Annotated in this window: 21 protein-coding genes; 18 read left to right on the plus strand and 3 right to left on the minus strand. The window is 57.4% G+C overall.

The window, feature by feature from the left end; all coding sequences use genetic code 11:
- The 17 genes from K5R89_RS01915 to K5R89_RS01995 form a co-directional block, all read left to right on the plus strand.
- Positions 1–105 (plus strand): type VI secretion system contractile sheath large subunit (locus K5R89_RS01915; RefSeq protein ID WP_179207817.1); only part of this gene is annotated, 105 nt, incomplete at its 5' end.
- A 9-nt stretch (positions 106–114) separates the two neighbouring features.
- Entirely contained in the window at positions 115–1,458 is a 1,344-nt protein-coding gene (gene tssK / locus K5R89_RS01920) for a type VI secretion system baseplate subunit TssK (protein WP_165453632.1), read from the plus strand.
- A complete protein-coding gene (gene tssL, locus K5R89_RS01925) occupies positions 1,455–2,144 on the plus strand; it encodes a type VI secretion system protein TssL, short form (RefSeq protein ID WP_217259191.1) in 690 nt (229 codons plus the stop codon). Before tssK ends, tssL begins: the two co-directional genes overlap by 4 nt.
- Entirely contained in the window at positions 2,141–3,847 is a 1,707-nt protein-coding gene (locus K5R89_RS01930) for an OmpA family protein (RefSeq protein ID WP_217259190.1), read from the plus strand. The genes tssL and K5R89_RS01930 overlap by 4 nt, the downstream gene beginning before the upstream one ends.
- Before the next feature lie 4 nt (positions 3,848–3,851).
- Entirely contained in the window at positions 3,852–4,343 is a 492-nt protein-coding gene (hcp, locus tag K5R89_RS01935) for an Hcp family type VI secretion system effector (RefSeq protein ID WP_217259189.1), read from the plus strand.
- A gap of 265 nt (positions 4,344–4,608) precedes the next feature.
- Positions 4,609–7,263: a type VI secretion system ATPase TssH gene (gene tssH / locus K5R89_RS01940; protein WP_217259188.1), complete on the plus strand. Its 2,655-nt coding sequence runs from the start codon at positions 4,609–4,611 to the stop codon at positions 7,261–7,263.
- Position 7,264: 1 nt separating this feature from the next.
- The gene (locus K5R89_RS01945; RefSeq protein ID WP_217259194.1) at positions 7,265–9,751 is read left to right on the plus strand and encodes a type VI secretion system Vgr family protein; all 2,487 of its coding nucleotides are present in this window, start codon (positions 7,265–7,267) and stop codon (positions 9,749–9,751) included.
- A gap of 1 nt (position 9,752) precedes the next feature.
- Positions 9,753–10,802 (plus strand): hypothetical protein, encoded by a 1,050-nt coding sequence (locus K5R89_RS01950; protein ID WP_064157526.1) that lies wholly within the window; start codon positions 9,753–9,755, stop codon positions 10,800–10,802.
- The gene (locus K5R89_RS01955) at positions 10,792–12,726 is read left to right on the plus strand and encodes a hypothetical protein (RefSeq protein WP_023289397.1); all 1,935 of its coding nucleotides are present in this window, start codon (positions 10,792–10,794) and stop codon (positions 12,724–12,726) included. The genes K5R89_RS01950 and K5R89_RS01955 overlap by 11 nt, the downstream gene beginning before the upstream one ends.
- A gap of 89 nt (positions 12,727–12,815) precedes the next feature.
- Positions 12,816–13,079 (plus strand): PAAR domain-containing protein, encoded by a 264-nt coding sequence (locus K5R89_RS01960; RefSeq protein WP_044522532.1) that lies wholly within the window; start codon positions 12,816–12,818, stop codon positions 13,077–13,079.
- Positions 13,079–14,518, plus strand: a complete 1,440-nt coding sequence (locus tag K5R89_RS01965; protein ID WP_023289398.1) for a hypothetical protein — start codon at positions 13,079–13,081, stop codon at positions 14,516–14,518. Before K5R89_RS01960 ends, K5R89_RS01965 begins: the two co-directional genes overlap by 1 nt.
- Positions 14,515–17,910, plus strand: coding sequence for an ImcF-related family protein (locus K5R89_RS01970; protein ID WP_101989486.1), 3,396 nt, complete (start codon positions 14,515–14,517; stop codon positions 17,908–17,910). Before K5R89_RS01965 ends, K5R89_RS01970 begins: the two co-directional genes overlap by 4 nt.
- Positions 17,907–19,499, plus strand: coding sequence for a type VI secretion system protein TssA (gene tssA, locus K5R89_RS01975; protein ID WP_087827680.1), 1,593 nt, complete (start codon positions 17,907–17,909; stop codon positions 19,497–19,499). Before K5R89_RS01970 ends, tssA begins: the two co-directional genes overlap by 4 nt.
- Before the next feature lie 79 nt (positions 19,500–19,578).
- Positions 19,579–21,333: a type VI secretion system baseplate subunit TssF gene (tssF, locus tag K5R89_RS01980; protein WP_087827679.1), complete on the plus strand. Its 1,755-nt coding sequence runs from the start codon at positions 19,579–19,581 to the stop codon at positions 21,331–21,333.
- Complete coding sequence (tssG, locus tag K5R89_RS01985; RefSeq protein ID WP_087827678.1) at positions 21,297–22,382, plus strand: type VI secretion system baseplate subunit TssG; 1,086 nt, start codon at positions 21,297–21,299, stop codon at positions 22,380–22,382. Before tssF ends, tssG begins: the two co-directional genes overlap by 37 nt.
- On the plus strand, positions 22,360–22,902 hold the full coding sequence (tssJ, locus tag K5R89_RS01990; protein WP_023289403.1) for a type VI secretion system lipoprotein TssJ: 543 nt from the start codon (positions 22,360–22,362) through the stop codon (positions 22,900–22,902). Before tssG ends, tssJ begins: the two co-directional genes overlap by 23 nt.
- A gap of 125 nt (positions 22,903–23,027) precedes the next feature.
- Complete coding sequence (locus K5R89_RS01995; protein WP_087827677.1) at positions 23,028–23,522, plus strand: hypothetical protein; 495 nt, start codon at positions 23,028–23,030, stop codon at positions 23,520–23,522.
- A 4-nt stretch (positions 23,523–23,526) separates the two neighbouring features.
- Here K5R89_RS01995 and K5R89_RS02000 read toward each other — a convergent pair whose 3' ends face one another.
- Positions 23,527–24,282 (minus strand): SDR family NAD(P)-dependent oxidoreductase, encoded by a 756-nt coding sequence (locus K5R89_RS02000; protein WP_032452600.1) that lies wholly within the window; start codon positions 24,280–24,282, stop codon positions 23,527–23,529.
- A 158-nt stretch (positions 24,283–24,440) separates the two neighbouring features.
- Here K5R89_RS02000 and K5R89_RS02005 point away from each other — a divergent pair, with 158 nt between their 5' ends.
- Complete coding sequence (locus K5R89_RS02005) at positions 24,441–25,319, plus strand: AraC family transcriptional regulator (RefSeq protein WP_064154719.1); 879 nt, start codon at positions 24,441–24,443, stop codon at positions 25,317–25,319.
- Positions 25,320–25,369: 50 nt separating this feature from the next.
- Here the strand turns inward: K5R89_RS02005 and K5R89_RS02010 are convergent, their stop codons facing one another.
- Entirely contained in the window at positions 25,370–25,576 is a 207-nt protein-coding gene (locus K5R89_RS02010; protein ID WP_032452602.1) for a DUF1471 domain-containing protein, read from the minus strand.
- Positions 25,577–25,601: 25 nt separating this feature from the next.
- Positions 25,602–26,531 (minus strand): aromatic alcohol reductase, encoded by a 930-nt coding sequence (locus K5R89_RS02015; protein ID WP_023289408.1) that lies wholly within the window; start codon positions 26,529–26,531, stop codon positions 25,602–25,604.
- Positions 26,532–26,646 lie beyond the last annotated feature (115 nt).

Genomic DNA, 26,646 nt, shown 5'->3' on the forward strand with positions numbered 1-26,646 from the left:
CCGGGCTTCTTCCGCGTGAAGCTGTACGCCGTGCCGCACTTCCAGGTCGAGGGGCTGGACGTCAATCTGTCGCTGGTCAGCCAGATGCCGAAGGCGAAGGCGTAGGGTCGGACGATGATGAAAACCGAACGTCCGTTATGGGGCCGGGGCATTATGGTGTCGCCCCAGCATTTTCAACAGCAGGCTGCGTTTGCCGCCTGGGCTGCGGAAGCGATTGCCCGGATGGGCCTCAACCACCCCTGGGGAGTGGTTGAGGCGACCTTCGAACCAGAGATGCTCAAACTGGGACGCCTGCAGGCTCACAGGCTGCAGGTCCGGTTCCAGGATGGCACGATGATTGATACGGACAATTCCGATGCGCTGCCGCCGGCTTTGTCGCTGGAGGGCGAATCCCGCACGGGAGTGGTGATGCTGGCGCTGCCTCTGATGAAGGCCAATGGCGGCAACTGCCTGAAGCCTGATGATGTGGCCGACAGGCCGGTGCGCTTCCGGCAGCGCTGGCGCGATGTCCGCAACCAGTTCGGGGATGATACCCGGCAGATTGCCGTCATGCAGCCGGAGCTGTCCCTCCGTTTCGCCCATCAGGATAACAGCGATTACCTGACCTGTCCGGTGGTACGCCTGCTGCGGGATTCGCAGGGGGCCTGGCTCATCGACGAGACGTTTCTTCCGCCGCTGCTGCAGATTCAGGGCAGCCGCTGGCTGGCGACGCAGCTTGAACTGCTGCTTACTCAGCTCCGGGCTCGTCTGACGCGCCTGATGGCCATGCGTCGCGAGAGCAATGAACGGATGGCTGATTTTGCCGTGGCCGATGTCTCTCTGTTCTGGTTGCTGAACGCGCTGAACAGCGCTGAGCCGGTGCTGGGTTATTTTCTGCGTTACCGGCAAAGCCCGCCGGAACGCCTCTATCCGGAGCTGGCGCGCCTGGCTGGCAGCCTGCTGACCTTTTCGCTGACCCATCAGGCGAATGCCGTCCCGATCTATCAACATGACCAGCTGAACGCGGTTTTTCCGCCGCTGTTTGATTTACTCAGCGACCTGCTGGAGGCGAGCCTGCCGTCGCGGGTGGTAGCGATTGCCCTGGAGCATGATGCCCGGCTGCACTTCTGGCAGGCGCGTCTGCACGATGCCCGGCTGCGGGAAGGGGCGGATTACTATCTGTCGGTTCGTTCGTCGGTACCGGTCGCCCAGCTGCAGGAACAGTTTCCGCGGCAGTGCAAAGTGGGCAGTCCGGATCATGTCAAAGCCATCGTCAACTCCTCGCGGACAGGGGTGCCCCTGACGCCACTGCGTCATGTGCCGGCGGCGATCCCGCTGCGTCTGGAAAACCAGTATTTCAGCCTCGATGTGTCCCATCCTCTGGCGACGGAAATGCTGCAGAGCGGTACCTGTATGTTCTACGTCCCGGGGATGCTCGGCGAGCCTGAACTTGAACTTTTTGCGGTGCTACGAACGTGAATGAACGTCAACGCGGCAACGCCGCGTCCATTGATATCGATGCGCTGCTGCAAAACACCTGGCTGCAGGTTATCAGCCTGCGCCATGGCCCGCAGTTCCGCGATGAGGAGGGGTACACGCTTTGGCAGCGCTGTATTGCTGATGTCGAGCGCGTGCAAACTGAGCTGAAGGCGAGCGGGCTTGATGACGTCAGCTGTCAGCATATTCTCACCGCCCAGTGCGCGCTGCTCGATGAAGTCGTGAAAGGGCGCGGCGTGGAGGATGATGCCTGCCTGCAGTGGTATGACATTCCGCTGCAGGGGCTTTTTCTCGGCACCATGGACGCCGGCGACACTCTGTGCGAGCGGATGCGCGAGGTTCTGCATGATCCGACGCCCGACCTGGCTGTGGTCACCTGTTTTCAGCGGGTGATGCTGCTGGGTTTTGTTGGCAGCTTTCGCTCCCTCCACGACCCGGAGCGCCTGAAGCTGGTCAACGCGCTCAGTGAACATGTCCCGCCTTTCCGTTGTCCGCAGGGCGCTCCGGTGCTGATAGAGAGCCGCGCCGGACTGGGGATAAGCGGCTGGTTGGCCTCCTGGCCGGTACGTGCAGGGCTGAGCGTGGCGGTGATCGTGGCTCTGTGGTGGGGATTGAACCACTGGCTCGATCATCTGCTGCTGACCCTGCTGCCGGGGGAGGTGAAATGAGCCCCGCCCAGCAGCGCGGGCTGGCGCTGTGGGCAGGCTTGCTGAGCGCGCTGGTGTGCCTGCTATTTTTGCCGGTTCCCCGCTGGGGGGCGTGGCTCATTCTGCTGGTCACGCTGGCCCTGATTATCGTGATCTGGCGTATTGCCCGTCGTGGTGCCGAACGTCACGTCTCGTCAACCCTGCACGAACTTCCGGCGATCGCTTATCGCCAGCCGGTAGTCCTCGTTTGCGGCGATTTGCCGTGTGTCTGGCCGCAGCCGTCCCCGGTGCGGGTCGTCAAACAGGGCTGCTGGATCCGGGTGGAAAAGACGGAGGAGCTGCCGCAGGTTGCGCGCCAGATATTAAGCCAGCGACCGGAGTGGGGGCCTCAGCTGTCGGTGCTGCTCTGCGTCTGCCCGCAGCGGCACGCGCAAAGCGACGCGCTGACCAGCGCCCTGCTGGCCCTGCGCTGGCAAATCAGCCAGCTGCGTCAGCAGACGGGGTATGCCGTACCGCTGGCGCTGCAGGGGCAGGTGGGCAGCGCGATGAACCCCAGTCTGCTCTGGCAGGCGGCGATCCCGGGTGAGGCGGTGAAAGTCTGGCAGCCCTCCTGCGCCCCCTGTTCTGTGTCGACCTGGTTGAGCGTCGGCGGTGCGGCGGCGCTGCAGCAGCAGGTGTTAATGAACAGCCTGATGGGCTGGTTCGAACGGCACGTCCTTGCCGTGTTAACGGAGGAGAATGCCGACCTGCCACCCCTGACCCCAGCGGCCGTACTTTGGGGGATCGGACCCACCCATGCCGGGAGCCTGGCGTCGTCGGCATGGACGAGGTGGTTATCCCGGCATACCGGCCTGACGCGGGTAGCTGGCTGGCAGCCAGGCGAGACCGACACCCCGGATGCGTCATCTTTGCCGGATTTCATCCTGTTGCAGTTACCGGCGGGACGGGGGCTTACGCCATGGGGCAGGGCCGGGCGCGCGGCGCTCGCTATTTTCACTCTCGCGGCTGTCGCCGCGCTGCTCAGCAGTGGCTGGAACAATCGACAACTGCTGCAGCGCGTGGGCGTTGATATTGCCCGTTATGAGCGGATCGCGATGGATGATTATGGGGCAAAAGCCAGCGTCGTCAGGGTGCTGCGTGAAGATGCCGCGCTGCTGGATAGCTGGGCGCGTAACGGCGTCCCGCTGCGCCTGAGTCTTGGCTTATATCGCGGGGAGCGGATTCGCCTGCCGTTGCTGGAGGCTATTCGCCGCTACGTGCCGCCGCCACCGCCCCCCAGGCCGGTGCAGCGCGTCGCGCCGCATGTCATCCGCCTTGACAGCATGTCGCTGTTCGATACCGGGAAATGGGTACTGAAACCCGGTTCGACAAAGCAGCTGGTCCACTCGCTGGTGGACATTAAGGCCAGGCCCGGGTGGCTGATCGTGGTGGCGGGCCACACCGACAGCGTCGGTGATGAAAAAGCCAACCAGCTATTGTCGCTGAAACGCGCGGAATCGGTCCGCGACTGGATGCGCGATACCGGCGACGTGCCGGATAGCTGCTTTGCCGTTCAGGGCTATGGCGAAAGCCGCCCAATTGCAACAAACGACACGCCGGAAGGCCGGGCGCTGAACCGACGTGTCGAAATCAGTCTGGTGCCGCAGGTCGACGCCTGCCGGTTACCGGACAAACCCTCTGCGTCATCCCAGGATGATGGCGCTTCACTACACAATGGAGAGTAATTCCATGGCAATTCCTGTTTATCTTTGGCTGAAAGACGACGGCGGCGCGGACATTAAAGGGTCTGTCGACGTTCAGGATCGTGAAGGCAGTATCGAAGTGGTGGCCCAGGAGCATAACCTGTACATCCCGACCGATAACAACACCGGCAAACTGACCGGCACGCGGATCCATACGCCTTTCCTGTTCACCAAGGAGATCGACTCCTCCAGCTCCTACCTGTACAAGGCGGTGACCACCGGTCAGACCCTGAAATCCGCCGAGTTCAAGTGGTATCGGATCAACGATGCTGGCCAGGAAGTGGAGTATTTCAACACCACGCTTGAGAACGTCAAGGTGGTGAAAGTGAATCCCCTGATGCACGACATCAAAGACCCTGCCTACGAGAAGCACAACCATCTGGAACAGATCGAGCTGCGCTACGAGAAGATCATCTGGACCTATAAAGACGGCAACATCATTCATTCCGATAGCTGGAACGAACGCGCTACCGCGTAATTGCCCGTCATTCTTCGCGCCGGAGGCGCGTTGGCGGCGTTCGCTCACCCCGGTCGCATCGTTATCTATGCGACCGGGGAGTAAGGAGGGCCATCGCCTGATGCGGACAGCGTTTCTCTGTCCGCCGTTTTTTGCTGAATGCCTGAGATGCGGGTACTCAGCAAAGAAAAACACAATCTGCCTGCCTGACCCTGTGCGCTATGGGTTCCTGTTGGGGAACAGCGACGGGCGGTAGCGTGTCCGGAACCAATAAAGAGAGGATCTCATGGAAAATCCAGCCAGCCTGTTACGCCGTCTTAATCCCTGCTGTGCCCGCGCGATGGAGGGGGCGGCCTCGCTGTGCCAGTCCCGGGCGCACGCTGAGATCCTGCCCGAGCACTGGCTGCTCAAGCTGCTGGAACAGGGGGAAGGCGATCTGACGGTGCTGGCGCGGCGCTACGAATGGGATATGGATGCGCTATGGCAGGATCTGCTTAGTTGGCTGGATAAACAGCCGCGCTCGGTACGTCATCGTCCTCAGCTATCTGGCGCTATCCTGAAGCTAATGCAGGAGGCCTGGCTGATTGCCTCGCTCAGCGGCGAAGCGCAGATCCGCAGTGTTCACCTGTTGATGGCGCTGGTAGCAAAACAGAATCTGATCCAGTGCGATGGCCTGTGGCCGCTGTTAACCCTGGGCCAGAGCCAGCTGGAACGCCTGCGCCCCCTGCTGGATACCCAGTCCGACGAACGTCCGCAAGCGCAGCAGGAGACTGCGCTGGCGCAGCGTCATGGCGGGGACGTGGAGTTTGTGGGGCGTCCTGCGGACGGGGTACCGGACGCGGATGGGCCCAACCCGGCGCTGCAGAACGCCCTCGACAAATTTACTCTCGACGTCACTGCCAAAGCCAGAGACGGGCAGATTGACCCGGTGTTCGGACGTGATACGGAAATCCGCCAGATGGTGGATATTCTCTCCCGGCGTCGTAAAAACAACCCGATCCTCGTCGGTGAACCGGGCGTGGGCAAGACCGCCCTTGTGGAAGGCCTGGCGCTGCGCATTGCTGAAGGCAACGTCCCCGACGCGCTGAAGCCGGTGTCGGTGCGCACCCTGGACCTCGGATTGCTGCAGGCCGGCGCCGGGGTCAAAGGCGAGTTCGAGCAGCGGCTGAAAAATATCATTGAGGCGGTGCAGCAGTCGCCTACGCCGGTGCTGCTGTTTATCGACGAGGCGCACACGATTATCGGCGCGGGCAATCAGGCCGGCGGGGCGGATGCCGCCAACCTGTTGAAGCCGGCGCTGGCCCGGGGGGAACTACGGACCATCGCCGCCACCACCTGGCGTGAATACAAGCAGTACTTCGAGCGCGATGCCGCGCTGGAGCGCCGCTTTCAGATGGTCAAGGTGGATGAGCCGGACGACGACACCGCCAGCCTGATGCTGCGCGGCCTGAAGGCCCGGTATGCCCACCACCACGGGGTGCATATCACGGATGACGCGGTGCGTGCCGCCGTGACGCTGTCACGACGCTATCTCACCGGCCGCCAGCTGCCGGACAAGGCGGTGGATTTACTCGACACCGCCTCCGCCCGCCTGCGCATGAGCCTTGATACCGTGCCAGAGCCGCTGACCCGCCTGAAGGCGCAGCTCACCGCGCTGGCGATGGAGAAGCAGGCGCTGCTGGAGGATATCGCGCTGGGCAACAGCGCCCACGGCGAACGGCTGGCGTTCATTGAGCAGGAGGAGAACTGCCTTATCCTGGCGCTGGATACCCTCGAAACCCAATATGGTCAGGAGCTGCAGCTGACGGAGGCACTGCGGGCATGTCGTCGCGATATCTCCCGCCAGGGGGAAATCAACGACCTGCAAAACGCGCTTACTGCCGCCCAGCACGGCAATCCGCTGCTCGGGCTGGACGTCGACGTCCGCACCGTGGCGACGGTGATTGCCGACTGGACCGGCGTGCCGCTCTCCTCGCTAATGAAGGATGAGCAGACGGAGCTGCTGAGCCTGGAACAGAGTCTCGGCAAACGGGTGGTTGGCCAGGAGGCGGCCCTGAGCGCTATTGCCCGGCGCCTGCGCGCCGCGAAAACCGGCCTGACGCCGGAGAATGGTCCGCAGGGGGTGTTCCTGCTGGTCGGGCCGAGCGGCACCGGCAAAACGGAAACGGCGCTCGCCCTCGCCGATGCGCTGTTCGGCGGCGAGAAAGCGCTGATCACCATTAATCTCTCCGAGTACCAGGAACCGCACACCGTCAGCCAGCTGAAGGGTTCTCCGCCGGGCTACGTCGGCTACGGCCAGGGCGGGATCCTGACCGAGGCGGTGCGCAAACGCCCCTACAGCGTGGTGCTGCTCGATGAGGTGGAAAAGGCCCATCGCGATGTGATGAACCTGTTCTACCAGGTCTTCGACCGGGGGGTAATGCGCGACGGCGAGGGGCGTGAAATCGACTTCCGCAACACCGTGATCCTGATGACCGCCAACCTTGGCAGTGACCTGCTAATGCAGCTGCTGGATGAACAGCCTGAAGCCAGCGAATCAGACCTGCACGAGCTGCTGCGCCCGGTGCTGCGCGGTCACTTCCAGCCGGCGCTACTGGCCCGCTTCCAGACGGTGATTTACCGTCCGCTGCCGGCGGCAGCGCTGCGCGCCATTGTCGACATGAAGCTCGGGCAGGTGAGTCAGCGTCTGGCTTGCCATTACGGGATGACCACCACCCTCAGCGAGAGCCTGTTCGACGCGCTGACCGAGGCCTGCCTGCTGCCGGACACCGGCGCCCGCAACGTCGACATTCTGCTCAATCAGCAGATCCTGCCGGCGCTGAGTCAGCAGCTATTGAGCCATATGGCGGCGGGGCATAAACCGAACCATGTGACGCTGGGGTATCACGAAGAAGAAGGCATCGTGATGGCGTTTGACGAGAGGGCAATCGCCGATGAGTAGCGTGAAATCGTTGTTGTTCAGCCACAACCACCATCTGCTTTCGGTGAAGGGATGTGAAGCCGGGCTTGATGTGCTGGCGTTTGAGGGCGATGAAGCCCTGAGCCAGCCGTTCCGCTATCGTATCGAATTCACCAGCGCAGACCATGCCATCAGAAAAGAGATGATGCTGATGAAGGCAGCCTCCCTCACGCTGCAGGCGCCGGTAGCTCAGGGCTTCGGCATCAATGTTCAGCAACCCGTGCGGGTGATCCAGGGCGTGGTGACGGGGTTCGAACGGCTCGGCACCTCCAGGGATGAAACGCACTACGCGCTGACCATCCAGCCGCGCCTGGCGCTGCTTAACCGCTCGCACCAGAACGCCATTTATCAGGACCAGTCCGTTCCGCAGATTGTGGAAAAAATCCTCCGCGAGCGCCACGGCCTGCGCGGTCAGGATTTTCTGTTCTCGCTGACAAAAACGTATCCGCGCCGCGAGCAGGTGATGCAGTACGGTGAGGATGACCTGCGCTTTATCACCCGGCTGCTGGGTGAGGTGGGGATCTGGTTTCGCTTTACCGCCGACACGCGGCTGCACATCGACGTCGCGGAGTTCTGCGACAGTCAGCAGGGCTATGAGAAGGGGCTGACGTTGCCTTCGGTCCCGCCGTCCGGGCAGCAGTCGGCGGGGGTGGACGCGGTGTGGGGGATGGCATGCCGCCACCGCGTCGTGGAGCAGCAGGTCAGTACCCGCGACTACAACTACCGCGAGGCGACGGCGGACATGAACGCGCAGGTGGATGTCACCCGCGGGGAGACCACTACCTTTGGTGAGGCTTACCACTGGGGAGATAACTACCTGACCGCTGGGAATGTCCATGACCGCCATCCGGCGCCGGAGACCGGGGCGTTTTACGCCCGGCTTCGCCATGAGCGTTATCTGAACGGCCAGACCCGGATGCAGGCCACCACCAGCTGCCCGACGCTCTGCCCGGGTCAGGTGCTGAAGGTGACCGGCGGAGAGGAGGTGGCTGGAGAGTTTGCTCATGGCGTGCTTATCACGACGATGCACAGCCACGCCCGGCGCGATGCCGACTTTACGGTGGAGTTTGCCGGCATACCGGACAGCCCGGACGTCGGCTACCGGCCCGAGCCCGGCGCGCGCCCGGTGATGGCCGGGACGCTGCCGGCCCGCGTGACCAGTACCCGGGAAAACGACACCTACGGGCATATCGACAAACACGGGCGCTACCGGGTGAATATGCTGTTTGACCGGGCGCGCTGGGAAACCGGGTTCGAGAGCCTGTGGGTCCGCCAGTCGCGGCCGTATGCCGGAGACACTTACGGCCTGCACCTGCCGCTGCTGGCGGGGACGGAGGTGGCGATTGGCTTTGAGGACGGTAACCCGGACCGGCCGTATATCGCCGGCGTGCTCCACGATTCGGCGCACGGCGACCACGTGACCATCCGCAATGACAAACGTAACGTCCTGCGCACCCCGGCCAACAACAAAATCCGCCTCGACGATGAGCGTGGGAAAGAGCATATCAAGGTGTCGACCGAGTATGGCGGCAAGAGCCAGCTGAATCTCGGCCATCTGGTCGACAGCGAAAGACAGCAGCGCGGCGAGGGGTTTGAGCTGAGAACCGACAGCTGGGGCGCCATCAGGGCGCAGAAGGGTATTTTTATCAGCGCGGACGGACAGGCGCAGGCCCAGGGGCAGGCGCTGGATATGGAGCCGGCCCTTGCCCGGCTTTCAGCGGCATTACTGGAGATGGAATCCCTTGCCGCCAGCGCACTTCAGGCTCAGGCCCTGGCTGCTGATGTCAGTCGTCAGCAAAAACTCCTGAAGCAGAAAATTGAACAACTGCATGGGGAGGTGATCCTTGGCAGTGCGCCGAATGGAATTGCCCTTGTGAGCGGTGAAGATATGCAGTTTTCGGCCAGCGATAACCTGACTCTTACTGCAGGTAAACAGCTCGATGTTGGTGCACATAAGGACTTTACCATGGCGGTAGGTAAGCAACTGAGTCTGTATAGTCATGGAGGTGTCAAACTATTCAGCTCGCAAAATGATATTGATATTCAGGCTCAGGGAGGGAATATCACTACCTGGTCGACGGAGGATACGCATATTTCAAGTGGCAGAAAAATGGTCATTACAGCACAGGATGAACTGACGCTGATATGCGGTGGCGGCTATATCAAAATCACTGGTGGGAATGTTGAAATTGGCGGATCGGGCAAACTGCTGATTAAGAATTCGGGGATAAAGAAAGCAGGCGCTGGCAGTATGCAGGGTGTTATGAGGTCGTTTGAACCCTCAACATTTGATGAAAAATTTATAATCAGAAATGCGCTGACTAAAGAACCACTGCCAGGGAGAGCGTACAAAATTACCATGCCAGATGGTTCAGTTGTTTCCGGTGTTACAGATGCTTCTGGCGCAACATCACTCAATTCCTCTGATGTTATCGATAATATGATTATCAGCTTAGTTAAGGCGAATTAAGATGAGATGGAATCAGTCAGACAAGAAAGTCCTCACAATTATAGCCATTATTGGTGTACTCCTGTATGCCATTTATAAAGGGTTACAGTTCCTGGCAGGAGCCAGTATGGGGGCAAGCTTTGGGGTGGGGCTGGGAGGAATGAGCGGTTCTCAAAAGCTAGAAGAGTCACGAAAAGTTGAAACAGATGCACCGGCTCAAATTATTTATCGCATAGATAAAAATCGATACCTGACCCTGGAAAACTATATATCCTGTGATGAGGGTGGACAGGTTTATTACAATGACTCTCTGCGGGGAATAAAAACCCAGCTGGGATGGGATGACGATTTTTATGATTTCGCATATCGCCGGGGGAATAACTTAGCAGCTTATAGAGGCTCTATTATAAATGGGGCGGATAATGGTTATCTGGCATTTCCCGGCGCATCTACCAGACAATATTGTGGTGGCGGTAATTCCACAACAGGTTGTCCTGTATTTTTCTTCTTTTCAGCCGACTATGGGAAAACATTTATATATAAAATTGTAGCTGAAGAATACAGCACCCCTGAGCGTTTCAATAAGCTTAAGGTAGTAGTAGCTAATGATGGGGTTTACTTAAGGGATGAGTCTCAAATAGAGAATGTATATTCTCACCCTATAGGTCTTCGCGATCTTCGATCAGTAAATAAATTAAGATTTTCAGACGGCAATTTAATAAGTATTTATGATGACTGGCAGAAAAAAGTTCATGAGTTAGTAAAAGAAGAACTGATAAGAAAAAAAATGCCCTATGCAGACGAGTATGGGCCAAAGTTTCGTATATTCGACTATATCAGAACATTAACACCTCCGAAAAATCATGAGGAAAGTAATTTAATGGCAAATGAATTATCAGATATTCGAATCAGGATTGAGGATGAGGTTTATAGTCACAGGGTTGAGTTCCCGAAACTTTCCACGAAAAGTATTGATGCTAAATATCTGTGTGATAAAAGTATTGAAGCTAAAACCATCACGTATACACTTGAATCAAGTGGAAAAAAGAAGGTGGAGAAAAATGAACACTAACCCTGAACCTGTCCGGGAACTTGAATGTAAATTTGATGATAATGGGCATCCTTCCTGGCGTTCATTCCCCTCTCATAAAAATTGCCAAATCAGAGGCGGGTGTGATTTACCTCCACATTTGCCTGGTATTATTATCCTTGTACATGGTGTTAACTCGACAGGAGAATGGTTTTCAATTGCGGAGGAGAAACTTTGCGAAGGGCTGAATAAGAGGCTTGGATTAAACGAGACAGATTATGAATTGGTGGCCAACAAATATCTTTCTGATGAGAAAATAGATTCTGAACCTCTGGTATCCCGAGATTTACCTGAAGTTGATAAAAATAAATCTCCAGTCATTCGCTTTTACTGGGGGTATGCTTCACCTAAAGGTAATGAAGATAAATATGTTATACCGCTAGCCAATAGAAAAGGCGTTGATTACCATCAGTTAAAAAGACAAGGCCTACCTCAGGAAAATATTATGGCGCAGAGCCCATTTTTCTGGGGCGGCGGGCCATTCCAGAACGGCACAAATAATCTGCACTCTTTATGGAGTGAAAAAGGGTTTAAAGAGAGAGTCGCAGGTATCAAAGTCCAGTGGTTTAATGAAGACAAAGATCGCCTGTTAACCAATGCCCCACCGCGAAAATACTATGCCCATGCAGCAAAACGCCTTGCAGACTTGGTTGACAGTATTCGTAATAAATATCCCAAAGATACAGTAACCATTATTTCTCACAGCCAGGGAACCATGGTTGCAATGGCAGCGGTAGCGCTAGCGAAGAATGCACCTGATGCATTATTTGTACTTAACTCACCCTATGCACTGGATCATAACGATCTTAATGGCGCTTCGCTTCCAGCAGAGGAATGCATCTCTCCTGAAGGGAGACAAAGCACCTTATCTGCCATTGTTGACAAGGTGGCTTCCAGAAAAAATCACCTGTCATCACTTGGATATGAAGGACTTTGCGTAGGCCAGACAGCGGATAAAAAGAATTGGCGACCTGATGTCACTCTTGCCAGTGAAAGTGGCAGCAGTCTTGCCGAACGAGATAACCACGGCCGCACCTATATTTACTTTTGTCCTCATGACCGTGTTATGGGGTCACGCCCGCTACGCTCAATTGGCTGGCAGGGATTACCCAACAATTCTCAGGGACAGCCTCATCCTCTGCTGAAAAAGCATCAAGGCCATTTATTTCAGCGAATGCTGGCTCGCAGTACCCCATGTGGCGAAGCCCCAAATCCCGCAACACCTTTTGCAAAATTGCCGGATGGTAAACCGTTCTGGGATGATAAAGGCGACAAGTATCAAAGCAGCAGCTTCACCTATCCGGATCCTCCAGAAGGGCAAACGGTTTTTATTAATGCCGAAAAGGTACCTGAACCTATAGATGCTGCAAAATTAGCTGGTTTTGATGCATCACGCGTTGGAGCTGAACACGATGACAGACAGATAGATGGTTGGGGGGAATTTAATCTGGATAAAAAACGAAAAAACGACAATACCTATGACAACTATATCAACCTATATCCTAATCAGGACATTGTGACTGGATTTAAAAATGTGGGTACTGAATCTGAGCCCCGATTGGTACCTGTGAACCGTAAGGAGACATTTGAAGAAAAGGATCTTCGCATAAGAACTTATGTTTCTCAGCCTACGGATCATAGTACTCTTCCAATGCGTGCTGATTTCATGTCTCAGGTGGTGGCATATGATTTGCCAATAGGATATTGCGATGCAACCTGGGATAAAGAATTTATGGCTGATTTACGGCGAAAAGCGGATTGGACACAAGGTGAGGATCCTTATCTCTTCAGCGGAATACCTGACAATGTGCCTGAGCCTGATATAATTAGTCGTGAAACTATTACTGATAAATTTAATAAGGAGAAATATAAATTACCCATGTACAGGTCTGTCAATAAGGCATAAACAAGTGTTAATAAGCCATTCAGTTTAATAAACATGATGAATATCAAAATAAATATTAAAGGTCTTAATTTTAACCAAAGGAATGGCAAGTGGGTAAATATATCGTTGTTATAGGGGATGCTACTTCACATGGTGGTATAGTAACTTCAGCCTCGTCCAGTTTTGAGATATCAGGAAAAAATGTTGCCCTCCTGAACGATACTGTATCCTGTCCGTATCACGGTACAAATAACATCATTGAGTGTGATTTTTCTGCCTATGAAGAAAACGGCCGTGGAGTTGTTATCCACCATTGTAAAACACAGTGCGGAGCTGTGGTTATTGCCAGTTTACAGGATATGGAGATCGGATAATGGGATGGTCTCTACCGGTTATTCCAAAGAAAAACAGCGCCCAACAGTGGTCGCCTTGGTTATGCCTCTTAATTGTTTTATTAGGTTTTGTTCTGTCGCTAATTATTGCAGTATTGGACTCTCCGGAAAACAGATTTCTTTCTTTTAGTAGCGGTTATTGGCTGCCAATGATACTACAAACTACTATCGGATGTTTTACTGTAGTTACCTTCTACACGTTCTGGTGGGAGGTTCAAGCTTTTGCTGTATGGCGCTGGAATTCCTGGAGACATAATACGAATCTTCTGTGGTTCAGAAGAGCACACAAGCACCACTTTGTAAGCTTCCATTGTATAATACCAGCCAACTCTCAATTGCTCCCTAAAATCGCTGGTGTATCGTCGGAAGGCATTGATGAAGAACCGCCGCTGACACTGCTTCCTGACGAGCCACTAACGCCGGGTATTTCGCGTTTTGAACAACTATGTCGATTACTGTTTGTCAGTATCCCACAGAGGCTTCTTGATAAGCATTCGGGTAATTTAACGGTGATATTACTTACCTCTTCTAGCGAAAAAGAAGCGGAACAGCGGGCATTTCGACGACTCTGGGATAGCGAAAAACTCTCTGGTTTACCTTATACATTGGTGCTCCCGAAAGAGTTCGCCTTTAAAGACTGGAACCAGTGTGTATCTACTACATGCGGCAACATTCTGGTGCTGGCGATGCATTATCGGCAGCCTAATGAGTCATTACCAGAGTTTGCAAGCATTTTACTGCTTAAACCATCATCTTTAGTTAAGCAAGGTGAATATAACTTTATCCCCAAAATTTTCCATGCAATGCCCCTTCGTGGTAATGCCATGGAGAATGAATTAATTGAGTGGCATGATATGGGGCAACAACCATCAGATCAAAGATATTTAGTCTGGCATAGTGGATTAAACATTACGGCCCAACAAGAATTGGGTAGAGTTTTAAATACACTACCATTACCACTGGTTGATAATATCGGAGCTGGGGGGGTAATTGATTTTGACAAGGAATTTGGTGTTTATAAAAGGCTTGCTGGATGGCTGATGATTGCGTCAGCTTGCGAAATGACACGTTATGGCCCGGCAACTCATTTACTTTTGTGCGAAAATGAGAATGAGGGTTGGGCTGTGACAATAGGAAAGAGTTGTCCGGTGATTTCTCCCCAATTAAGAGAATTTTATTTATCCCCATTTCCTGCTGGAACAGTTATGATGGCGTTGTTGTTTAGCGTTAGTATTTTCGGTTTGATAGCAAATTGCTCACCCTCGATTGCATTTTCATGGTCTGGCATGATGATATTTTCATTTCTTCTTGTAGTATCTTTTTCTTTTATAGCCATTCTTACGCGCAATGTAATTTCAAAACTGCTGTATCCTCGTTTTGTTAAGGCTGTCAGACAGCCCAAAAAGGAAAGGTTGGAATGAGAAAAAATATACGATTGGTAGGTTTCGGTCTCCTGATTTTGGTTATCTTGCTCCTGATTGTTTTATTAATTTCTCAGATAAATAAAACCCCTGCTGATATTGAGGGATATTCCACTTGGTTAAAGATAGTCGCGATTGTAGGAATATCTTGCATTTCCTGCATAACAGCTCAGTTCGTCTTATCTGAGAGGCATATTGAAACACCATTTACCCCTGATGATGAGAACTATGTCAACGAGATATATTATGTGACGGCAGAGAACAACAATGAATTAAAAAAATATCTTCAGCACCGCTATAGTTTCTTTTGGCGCCGCAAAGTCCGCCTGCTTTTAGTCACCGGCGACGATGAGGCAATAGAACAACTGGTTCCCGGCCTACAACGGCAGCACTGGCTTGAAGGCAACCGCACCGTACTGATTTACGGCGGCAGTTTGCTCTCCGAACCCGACAGTCAGCAATACGCCGCGCTACGCAAGCTGCGCCGCGGCCGTCCTCTGGACGGGATTGTGCGGGTGATGCGATCGTCTCTCACCCTGACGCCGCAGATAAGCGAAAACGACCTGCGCGGGCTGGAAAAAATTAGCGAACTACTGGGCTATGCCGCCCCGGTTTGGCTGTGGAAACTGTGCGGCAGTGAGTGGTCGCAGGCTGACCGCGCGGTACAGGCGGTAGGCGTTAGCTTCCCGTTGCGCGCCGCTGAGGACGATGTCGCCCGTCAGCTTGCGCAGATGCTGCCCACGCTGCGGGAGCAGGGGATGCGCCAGATCGCGGAGGAGACCCGCCACGACTTCCTGCTGCGTCTGGGGCAGCAGCTTATCGACGGAGGGATCGCGCAATGGCGCTGGCAGCTGGCGCCCTGGCTGACCGCCTCGCGGCAGAGGTTTGCGCTGCGTGGCCTGATGTTTAGCCTGCCAGAGCCTCGCGCCAAGGATCCTTATCAGGAGGCTGATGCCTCGCCTGCGGGCCAGCCTCATCTCCTGACGCTGCCCGCCACCTGGCAGGGAATCGTCGATGACTGCCGCCGTTTACACGGGCATCACGTGGGAATGGCGTGGGAGCGGGGCCTGGCGTGCGGTTTGATGGCTATCCTCGGCCTGTGGGCGGCGGGACTGCTGCTCTCCTTTACCCTTAATTACAGCCAGATTGTTTCGGTAGCGGGAAAAGCCCGTGACCTGGTGACCCACCCCTCTGTTTCTGACTATCAACTGACGGCCCTCCATGCCCTGCGCAATGAGGCCGGCCGTCTCGTGCACGATGGGCAGAAGGGAGCGCCCTGGTATCGGCGCTTTGGTCTGGACCATAATCAGCAACTATTAGACGCCGTCCTGCCCTGGTACGGCGTGGCAAACAACCGCCTGATACGTGACCCGGCCAATGTCGCGCTGCGGCAGGCGCTCAGCGCGCTGGTCAACTCCGCACCCAATAGCGACCAGCGAGCCCGGCTGGCGAAACCGGGCTATGACCAGCTGAAAGCCTGGCTGATGATGGCTCGTCCGGATAAAGCCGATGGCGCCTTTTTCGCGCAGACCATGAAAACGGTCCAGCCAACGCGAAAGGGGATCTCGACCGGACTGTGGCAAAGTCTGGCGCCGGATCTGTGGGCCTTTTATCTCTCCCTGCTGCCCGGGCGCCCAGAGTGGAAGATCATCCCGGATGCACAACGGGTCAGTCAGAGCCGTCAGGTTCTGTTGCAGCAGATAGGTCGCCGCAATGCCGAAAGCACCCTGTATGAGAACATGCTCAAATCCGTGCGACGTAATTTTGCCGATGTATCGCTGGAAGACATGACCAGTGGCACCGATGCGCGCCGCCTGTTTACCACCGATGAAGTGGTCCCGGGGATGTTTACCCGCCAGGCATGGGAAGGCGGCATTCAGCAGGCCATTGATAAGGCAGCCAGCTCGCGCCGGGAGGAAATCGACTGGGTGCTGAGCGATTCGCGCAAAACGGTGTCGACAGACCTGTCGCCGGAGGCGCTGAAAGCGCGTCTGACCCGACGCTACTTCACCGATTTCGCCGGCAGCTGGCTGAATTTTCTCAACAGTCTGCGACTTAATCCGGCGACCACCATTGCTGATGTTACCGACCAGCTCACGCTGATAAGCGATGTCCGCCAGTCGCCGCTGATTGCCCTGATGAATACCCTTGCCTGGCAGGGGCAGGCGGGGCAACAAAGGGAGGGGCTGTCGGACAGCCTTATTAAATCGGCCAAAGATCTGGTGGGCGGAAAAGACAAGCCGGTCATCGACCAGTCGGCAGCCGGGCCGCAGGGGCCTCTGGATGACACGTTCGGCCCACTGCTCCAGCTGATGGGGAAAAACACGGGCAGCAACGTCATGTCGGCCGACAGCACCCTGAGCCTGCAAACCTATCTGACCCGTATCACCCGCGTGCGCCTGCGTCTGCAGCAGGTTGCGAATGCCTCCGATCCGCAGGAGATGATGCAGACCCTGGCGCAGACCGTCTTCCAGGGGAAAAGCGTCGACCTGACCGACACGCAACAATATGGCAGTCTGATTTCGGCAAGCCTTGGCGAAGAGTGGAGTGGCTTCGGTAACACTCTGTTTGTGCAGCCGCTGACTCAGGCCTGGGAAACCGTGCTTCTGCCGTCGGCGGCCAGTCTGAATGATAAATGGCGCCGATCGGTAGTCGCCAACTGGCACACTGCCTTTGACGGCCGCTTTCCGTTTGCCGCCAGCAAAAGCGACGCCTCTCTGCCGATGCTGGCTGAGTTTGTGCGCAAAGACAGCGGGCGAATCGAACGTTTTCTTACGACGGAGCTGAACGGTGTCCTGCATAAAGAAGGCAGTCAGTGGATGCCGGATAAGGTCAACAGCCACGGCCTGGTCTTTAATCCAGCCTTTCTGCGCGCCATCAACCAGCTAAGCCAGCTGTCCGACATTCTTTTCACCGATGGCAGCCAGGGCATCAGCTTCGAATTGCAGGCCAGGCCTGTTGCACAGGTCGTGGAGACACAGCTGACGATAGACGGCCAAAAACTGCGCTATTTCAATCAGATGGCCGACTGGCAGACTTTTCGCTGGCCGGGGGAAACGTATAAACCCGGCGCTCTGCTGACCTGGACCACCGTCAATGCGGGCACGCGTCTGTTTGGTGACTACAGCGGAACCTGGGGTTTTATTCGCTGGCTGGAGCAGGGTAAACGCCAGCAGCTCGAACGCAGCCAGTGGATGATGAGCTTCACTGCTCCGGATGGCCGCACCCTGCAGTGGGTACTGCGCTCCCAGCTTGGGAGCGGCCCGCTGGTGCTTCTGGCGCTGCGCGGATTGACCCTGCCGGATCAGATTTTCACTGTCGATGCGGCTGAGAGCGCACAGGCCCTGACGGCGGGGGTAGGGAATAGTGACATGGATGAGATGGAAAAATGAGTATTTTACAAAATCTGGTTGCCGCCAGTCAGTTGGATGAAAGCGTACTGCGCCAGCAGGCCCGGTCACGCCAGGAAAACTGGCAGTCATGGCTTGCGCCAATCAGTGATAGCCAGCCCACCGGCAGCGATCCGGGCTATGACGATGATTTTCAGCGTATCCGCGAGGAGGTCAATAAGATCTCCGGCGTCGATACCGAACTGATTTGCCAGCTGGCAGAAAAACTGCTGACTCATACCTGCAAGGATCTGCGCGTGATCACCTTTTACGTGTGGGCGCGTCTGCAGCAGGATGGCGAAACCGGTCTGGCCGAGGGCGTTACGCTGCTTGCGGCAATGCTTGAGCGGTTTGGGGATATGCTCCATCCCCAACGTGAACGTAGCTGCAAATCGGCGCTGGAATGGCTTGGCAGTCGCCGGATGTCGGACAGTCTGTCTCTTTATCCGGAAGTCGACATGACCACTATGCAGGTCATTATCGGGGCGTTATTGCTGACGGAAGCCTCTTTTGCCGTATTGGCTGAGGCCTCTCGTCCCGATCTTTCCGGGCTATATCAGCTCCTGGAGAACCGACTGGTGCAAAGCGGCGGCGCCCGCAGCCTGGTGCCGCAGACCAGCCGCGAAGAACACGATCTGCTGCCCCAACATGCAGACACCGCACCGGTAATGCATACCGTCACCTCAGGACGTGATTTGCTCGACCAGGTTAAAGTGCTGGCGAAATATCTGCGTGAGTGTCCCGGCGGATGGCTGGCAGGTCATCATCTGATGAAGAGTGTGCGTTGGGATACTTTAACGGAATTACCGCCGCTGGATGCCTCCGGCCGGACCCGGCTATTGCCTCCAAAGCCGGAGAGTAAAGCCCATCTTAAGCGGTTGTATTTACAGAAAAGCTGGTCAGAACTGCTGGAGCATACGGACACGCTGTTGGCGCAAGGCGTCAATCATCTGTGGCTGGACGTGCAGTGGTACGCCTGGCAGGCGCTGCTGAAACTGGATGCTGACACTGTACGGGCCGATATCCTGTGCCGGGATATGAAAGGGCTACTGGCTCGTCTACCGGGGCTGGAAACCCTGGCGTTTAACGATGGTACGCCATTCGCCGATGAAGTGACGCTCAACTGGCTTAACGAACATGTTCTGGATGAGATGGCCGGATGGCAAGGTGAGCCGGTGATGGCGGCGACCAGCACTGATGAGGTGCTGTCGCTGGAGGCAGAAGTGCTCGCCCGCGCGGACGATGAAGGTATTGAGTCGGCGCTGAACTGGTTACAGGCGCAACCGGGCTATACCACCAGCCGCAATCGGTGGCTGATGCGCTTATTGATGGCGCGGGTCAGCGAGCAGTACGGAAAAAATGAAATAGCGCTGCATCTGCTGGCGGAACTCGACCGCCGTGCCCGGGAAATGACGCTCGAACAATGGACGCCGGAGCTTATCTTTGAGATCAAAGCCCGCCGACTCCGGCTGCTAAGAGGCAAGGCCGGGCGCAGTGAGGCAGAAAAAAATCGCTTGCAGCCAGAGATGGAGTCTTTGCTTGCCGGGCTTATCGCTCTGGATCCCGCTCGCGCTGCGGTGCTGTGCGCATAATTGACGCGTCAACCGCACCTTATTACTTGCATCTGCTGTCTTCTGCATATCTGAAAGCTATTACTTCTTCTGGTGACTTATGGACGATTTAACCCTGCGTTATTACGACGCTGAAATGCGCTACCTGCTGGAAGCGGGTGAAGAGTTTGCCCGCGCTCATCCTGAGCAGGCGGCAATGCTCAATCTTGACAAAGCGGGCGCCCGCGACCCCTTTGTCGAGCGTCTGTTTGAAGGTTTTGCCTTCCTGATGGGCCGCATGCGCCAGAAGCTCGATGACGATCTGCCCGAACTCACCGAAGGCGTGGTCAGTCTGCTGTGGCCACATTATTTACGTACCATTCCTTCCCTGTCGGTCGTGGAATTCACCCCCGACTGGCAGGAAATGAAAGAGCCGATGATGATGGCCAAAGGCTTTGAAGTGCTTTCCCGGCCGATCGGTGAAAAGGGCACGCGCTGTCGGTACACCACCACCAAAGCGATCGCTCTGCAGCCGTTGTCCCTGGAGCGCGCTCAGCTGACCACCGATACGGATGGCCGGTCGGTGATCACGCTGCGCTTTAACTGCAGCAGCCTGACGGACTGGCGCCGGATCGATCTCAGCCATATCCCGCTCTACTGCAACGCCGATGCGCCGCTGGCCTGCGCCATGCACGAGGCCTTTACCCTCAAGGTGGCCAGGATGTGGCTGCGCGTACCCGGTGAGGAGGACAGAAAGCCGCTGGACGGGTATTTCAGCGCGCTGGGATTTGGCGAGGATGACGGCCTCTGGCCCGAAGATAGCCGCAGTTTTCGCGGCTACCAGCTGCTGCTGGAGTATTTTACCTTCCGTGAAAAGTTCATGTTCATCGACCTGCGCGGGCTGGAGACGGTGGCTTTCCCGGCCGGGATGGCGTGGTTTGAGATCGACGTCGTGCTGGCGGAACGCTGGGAACATGACTTCCGCTTCAGCGAAAAGCAGCTGCGCCTGCACTGCGTACCGGCGATCAACCTGTTCCCGCTGGAGTCCGATCCGCTGACCATCAATTCCCTGCAGACAGAATACCTGCTGCGCCCACTGCGCGTGCAGGACGGCCACACTGAAATTTACACCGTCGATTCCGTGATCTCCTCGAGCCAACAGGCTTACGCGCCGTTCTCAAGCTTTCGTCACAAAGGCGGCATGATGCGTCATGACGCGCCTGATTATTACTATCATACCCGGGTGCGCCGTGGCCCCTCCGGGTTGCATAACACCTGGCTTATCGTCGGCGGGGAAGCCTTTGACAAGCATACCGTACCGGAAGATGAAAGCCTGTCGCTCACCCTCACCGGAACCAACGGCCAGCTTCCGCGTCGTGCGCTGCAGAGCACCGTGCTCGATACGGTGATGAAAACCACCTCGGCCAGCGTCGCGGTTCGTAACCTCTGCGCGCCGACGCTCCCATGCTATCCCCCTGCCCAGGATCGTTTTCACTGGCGGGTGCTGAGCCATCTGGGCAGCAGTTTTCTTTCCCTGATGGACAACGCTGAAGTCCTGCGCGGCACCCTGGCGCTGTATGAATGGACCGACAGCGAGATGAATCGTCGGCGTCTGGAAGCCATCCTCGACGTGAAGCACCGCGCAACAGAGCGCTTTGCACAGGGCCATCTGGTGCGCGGCGTGCAAATTGAAGTCACCCTCGACAGCCGCGGCTTTGCCGGACGAGGCGATATATGCCTGTTTGGCGAGATGCTCAGCCGCTTCTTTGCGCTCTACACCGATATCTACTTGTTCAACCGCCTGATTATCATTCTGCAACCAACCGGAGAACGACTGGAATGGGAAGAGAAGCACAGCCGACGCATTCCCGGCTGATGCCGCGTCTGGAGGCCGACCTGCCGCGGATCAATTTTTACCGCTTTTGTCAGCTTCTGGAACGACAGCACCCCGATAAACCGCTGATGGGGGCGACCAGCCATCCGGCTGACGATCCGGTACGTTTTCATCCGCATCCGGGGATGGGGTTCCCCGCCAGCGAACTCAGAGCCGTGGAATACGATGAGGCCAATGACAGCGGGCCGCCGGTCATTCGCACCACCTTTATGGGCTTGTACGGTGTCGATTCGCCGCTCCCGACGGCCTGGCTCGATGATATCGCCCAGCGCAGGGAAGGGCATGAAGCGCTGCAGGGGGTGCTGGATATCTTCAGTCACCGGATTATCACGCAGTATTACCGCCTCTGGCGGAAATACTGCTGGCCCGCCACCTTTGAGCCCGGCGGTACCGACCGCCTGTCACAGTCGCTGCTGGGTCTGGCGGGCCTGGGCATCCCCGGCACGACGCGGCATATCGCCTCGCCAGCGTCGCGCTTTCTGGCGCTGACTGGCGTGCTGCGTCAGCCGGGCAAAACTCAGCAGGGGATCCAGGCGCTGGTCACGCTGCTGGCCCCGAAGACCACCGTCAGGGTGAGCCCTTACTGCCTGCGTCCGGTGGCGGTCAGCCAGCCGCTGGGCTTTTACGGCGATGATGACTTCTTACTGGACGGCAATACCCCGCTGGGTGACGAAGCGATGGACAGCAGTAGCCAGCTCCTCGTCGCCCTTATCACCGATAATCCCGAGGAGGCGCAGGGCTGGAAGCCTGATGGCCCGCTGTTTCGGGACTTTCTCATCCTGCTGCGGGTGTATCTGGGCTGGCGATTCCGGGCCAGAATCACCCTGACCGCGCCGACCCGACTGCTGGCTGTCCCGCCGTTTGGGGACGGACCGTTCTGGCTCGGTATGAACGGCGTGCTGGGCGCTGGAGAGGGTGAGAGTCAGGATGATATCCCGCAGACATTTACCACCGAACTGGGCGCCTATACCGGCCTGCAGCCTGCCACCTCACCGCAAGGAAACCAACGTGTTACGTATAAGTTTGATTAAAACCGCCTGCCTGCTGTCCCTGCTAGCGCTTTGCCTGAGCGGATGCGGGCTCACCCAGCGCGTCTCGGAGGGAACAAAATCCGCCTTCAACGCCGTTTTTTATAAGCAAATTAATACGCTGCATCTGGATTTTACGGCGCGCGAAGCGCTCAACACCGATGCCAGAGAGAATCACTCGCTCTCCGAACCGGTGGTGGTGCGCATCTATCAGCTTAAAGATCGCCGGACCTTTGACCGGCTGGTTTACCAGCAGCTGCTGGAGGAGGGGGATATTCTGCTCGCCGCCGATCTCCTCGCCAGCCGCGACGTAGTGATCAACCCCGGAGGGGACGCCAGTCTCAATATGCCGCTGGAAACGCAGGCGAAGTTCGTGGCGGTTGTCGGCCTGTTCCGCCATCCGGATACAGAAAGAAATACCTGGAAGCAGGTGCTGGCGCGTGAGGAATTGGATCCTGACAAGCCACGTATTTTTACCGCCGAAACTAACCAGCTAAGGCTCAGGCCTGAAGCGGCGAAGTAACGTCGAAAACAAATTTCTGCGGCGGGTCCATCGTGGCGATTGGCCCGTAATCTTCGTTAACCAGCGAACTGGCGGTAACCATCCTCATCCAGCCTCACCGGTTTCATCACAGCACAGGAGATAACGTGACAGCGAGGGAGCGTTTTTTTAAGAAACTGCAGCACCAGCAAAATCCGCCGCGGACAACCACCTACGATGGGGCGGCGGCCGCGGATATTGCCATGTTTCGCCAGCAGATGGCGGCGCTCGCCCGGCAGGTGAATCAGTGGTTTGACGGAACGGGCATCGAGGTGGTGGTTTCGACCCGCCACCTCCACGATCTGAGCACCCTCGGCTACAGCCTCAATAGCGGCATCTGCCGCTACGATATCCCCACTCTCCGCCTGCAAAACGGCGAGCGCAGCGTCAATATCGTGCCGCAGCAGCTGTGGGATGGCGTGGAAAAGGGGGTCGTGACCCTGAGCCTTGAGACACCTGGCGGGGCGGGCTCCCGGGAGGTGTTTTATCTGAGCCTGGCCCCGGACGGCGGCTGGTTGATCCGTCAGTCGCGCCAGCCCCCGGAGGCGCGACAGATTCTCACCGAAGACCGCTTTTTTATGGCGATCGACAGCCTGGCATGACTGGTCAGATGGTCTGTCCGCCCGATACCTCGATCCGCTGGGCGGTCACCCAGCGGTTATCGTCGCGCAGCAGGCTGGCGATCATCGGCCCAATATCCTCGGGAACGCCCACCCGTCCCAGCGCCGTCATCGCGGCAAACTGCGCGTTAACCCCCGCGTCGTCCCGCACCAGTCCGCCGCCAAAGTCGGTGGCGATAGCGCCGGGGGCGACGGTATTGACGGTGATGCCGCGCCCGCCCAGCTCGCGGGCCATGTATACGCTCAGCATCTCCACAGCCGCTTTGGCCGCAGCGTAGGCGGAGAAGCCAGGATAAGAGACGCGGGTCAGTCCGGAGGAGAAGTTAACGATCCGTCCGCCGTCAGCCAGCAGCGGCAGCAGGGTTTGAACGAGGAAAAACACCCCCTTAACGTGGACGTTAAACAGCCCGTCGAACTGCGCCTCGCGCGTTTCGGCCAGCGGGGCAAATTCGCCGTGTCCCGCGTTATTGATCAGATGGTCGAAGGTGTCCCGTCCCCAGACGCTGCCCAGCGCAGCGCGCAGGCTGTCGGCGAAGGCCGGAAAGCTGGCGGTCTGCGCCATATCCAGCGGCAGGGCGATGGCCTTGCGGCCGAGGGCGTGAATGTCGGCCACCACCGCTTCCGCCTGTTCAATATTGCCGCGGCAGGTGACGATGACGTCCCCACCCTGGCGGGCGATATCCAGTGCGGTCTGACGGCCAAGGCCGCGGTTGGCGCCGGTGATAAGTGCAATCTTAGTCATGTTCGATCCTCTCTGGTGTGTGGAGTCCTTACAATAGGTGGTGGCTACCAGACCGGGTTGCCCAATCCTTGTTATTTTTTGCCCATTCCTCTCAATACCCTCTCTTCTGGTGGGAAATAGCGCATACTGAGGCTTTAAAACTTGCCTGAAAGGATCTTATGCGCGACGAACTCTTCGCTCTCTGCCGCCGGTATGCCGATGCTCATGTCGATAGCAGCGGGGTGGCGGTTACCCCGGTTCCCGGCATCACTCTGGTGCGGGCCCTGCACCCCGGCGATCTGCAGGCGGCCATCGCCAGGCCGCTGGTGGCCATGCTGCTGCAGGGGCGCAAAAGCGTGACCACCGGCCTGGCAAGTTTCGACTATGGTCCGGGGGAGGCGATGGTGATCGCCGCGGATGTCCCCACCACCAGCCAGATTACCGAGGCCAGTCAGCGTTTTCCCTATTACGCGCTGGTGCTGGAGCTGGATCTGGCTATCCTGCGCGAGCTGCAGGAGGTGGGGCCGTCAGGGGCGGATGAGGCGCCCCGCGTCGGTATCGAACCGATGAATGCCGACGTGACGGACGCCGCTTACCGGCTGGCAAGACTGTTTGATCAACCGGGGGCGCTGGCGGTGTTAGGCGAAGGGCTGCGGCGGGAGCTGCATTACTGGCTGTTGCAGAGTGTTCACGGGGCGGCCATCCGGGCGCTGGGCGTCGCAGACAGCCATTCGGCGCGGATCCGCCGGGCGGTGGCGGTGCTGCGCCGGGATTTTATGCAGCCAGTCAGCGTCGACGCGCTGGCCGACGCCGCCGGGATGAGCGTTTCGGTCTTTCACCGTCATTTCCGCGCCATGACCACCTTGTCGCCGCTGCAGTTTCAGAAGCAGTTGCGCCTGATCCACGCCCGCCGCCTGATGCTGGCGGAAGGGATGAGCATTGCGCAGGCGGCCGGCGAAGTGGGCTATATCAGCGTGTCGCAGTTCACCCGGGAATACGCTCGCCTGTACGGCGCGCCGCCGGGCCGCGACCGTCGACGGGAAAGAATGAGCGCCTGATCTGGCGCGCGGGCTGGCGGCGGCTCCTCCCTGAGCCGGATAGCGGTGGTTCAGTTATCGAGTGTCGCCGTGATGTGCACTTTGTTACCCATTCGCGCCTCAATGATCCGATAGGCGGTTGCGCCCTCGCGGGCGGCCTGCTGGCGAATTTTACTTTCCGCGTGGTCCAGGGTATCGCCGGTGGCGGTGAGGGTCCTGGCGTTGACCGCCAGCGGCAGCAGGCAACTCAATACGATCAGTGGAATCAGCTTGTTCATCGTCATTCTGTCCTGTGAGAGAAAATCAGCGCGCGGCCTGCAGCCAGCCGGCAATGTCCTGGGTCGGCAGATGGTGGCGGGTATTCCAGGTGTCGCCCATCGGCCACCACACGCCATCCCCCCGGGCGAAGGCGGCGCGATAGCGCAGCATGGCGTTATCCGGGTCTGTCCGCAGCTGGTCCAGCAGGGCGGGCAGGGTGTGAACGGCTTTGCTGAACGTCTGCTGCGTCACGCGCTCCACGGTGTCCGCCAGCTGCCGGTAAGAGGTCGTTTCGCCGGCAACAAACGTCACCTCGTTGACGATCCGCGGCTGATGCAGATAAATCGCGGTGGTCAGGCGGCCAATATCCGCCGGCGAGGTGACGGTCACCTGGGTGTCCCAGCTGCCAAGGGCGTGAAGGGTTCGGGCGGATAAATTCACCACATCGAAGTCTGGCTCGAAGAGAAAGCTGGTAAACATGCCGGTGGAGATAATGACCCACTCCGTGGCCTGCTGCGCGCGCAGCAGGGTCCGGACATCATACTGCTCGTCCCAGACCGGCTGGCCGCTGCCTTTGCCGACCACATCGTAATTGACGCCAAACTGCCAGGGAAAATAGCGAGGCACTCCGGCGGCCAGCACCGCGCGGGTAATTTTCAGCTGCGTCCCCGGACCGGCGACAAAGCCCATGCAGTTAATCACGGTGCTGTACCCGCGAAACGCGCCGGTCAGGGTCTCCAGTGAACTACCGGCGATGTCGACGGCGAGAAAGGCGGCCCCGGCGTCGGCCAGCGCCCGGTGGCTTGCCGAACGCAGCTGGCCGGTTTCATCCCAGGCCGCCGGCGAGACGATCACCGAGACCGCGCCCTGGCGCTGGATCACCGCTGGCACCAGCGCATCCAGTACGGCGGCTCCCAGTTGTCCCGCTCCCAGAACTAATACCTTTTCCTCAAGATTAATATCATCAGTTTTCATTTTAACTCCTTGCTCAGTTAAGCCTTGTATTCACTGGCTACAGGCTCAGTGTAGGGGGGAGGGCATCATTCGATAAGAACAGGATTTCGGGTTAGACTGTTCGTCATAATGGGAT

Origin of the sequence: Klebsiella sp. TF21-TM (assembly GCF_019753495.1) — a bacterium.
Classification (GTDB): Bacteria; Pseudomonadota; Gammaproteobacteria; order Enterobacterales; family Enterobacteriaceae; genus Klebsiella; species Klebsiella quasipneumoniae.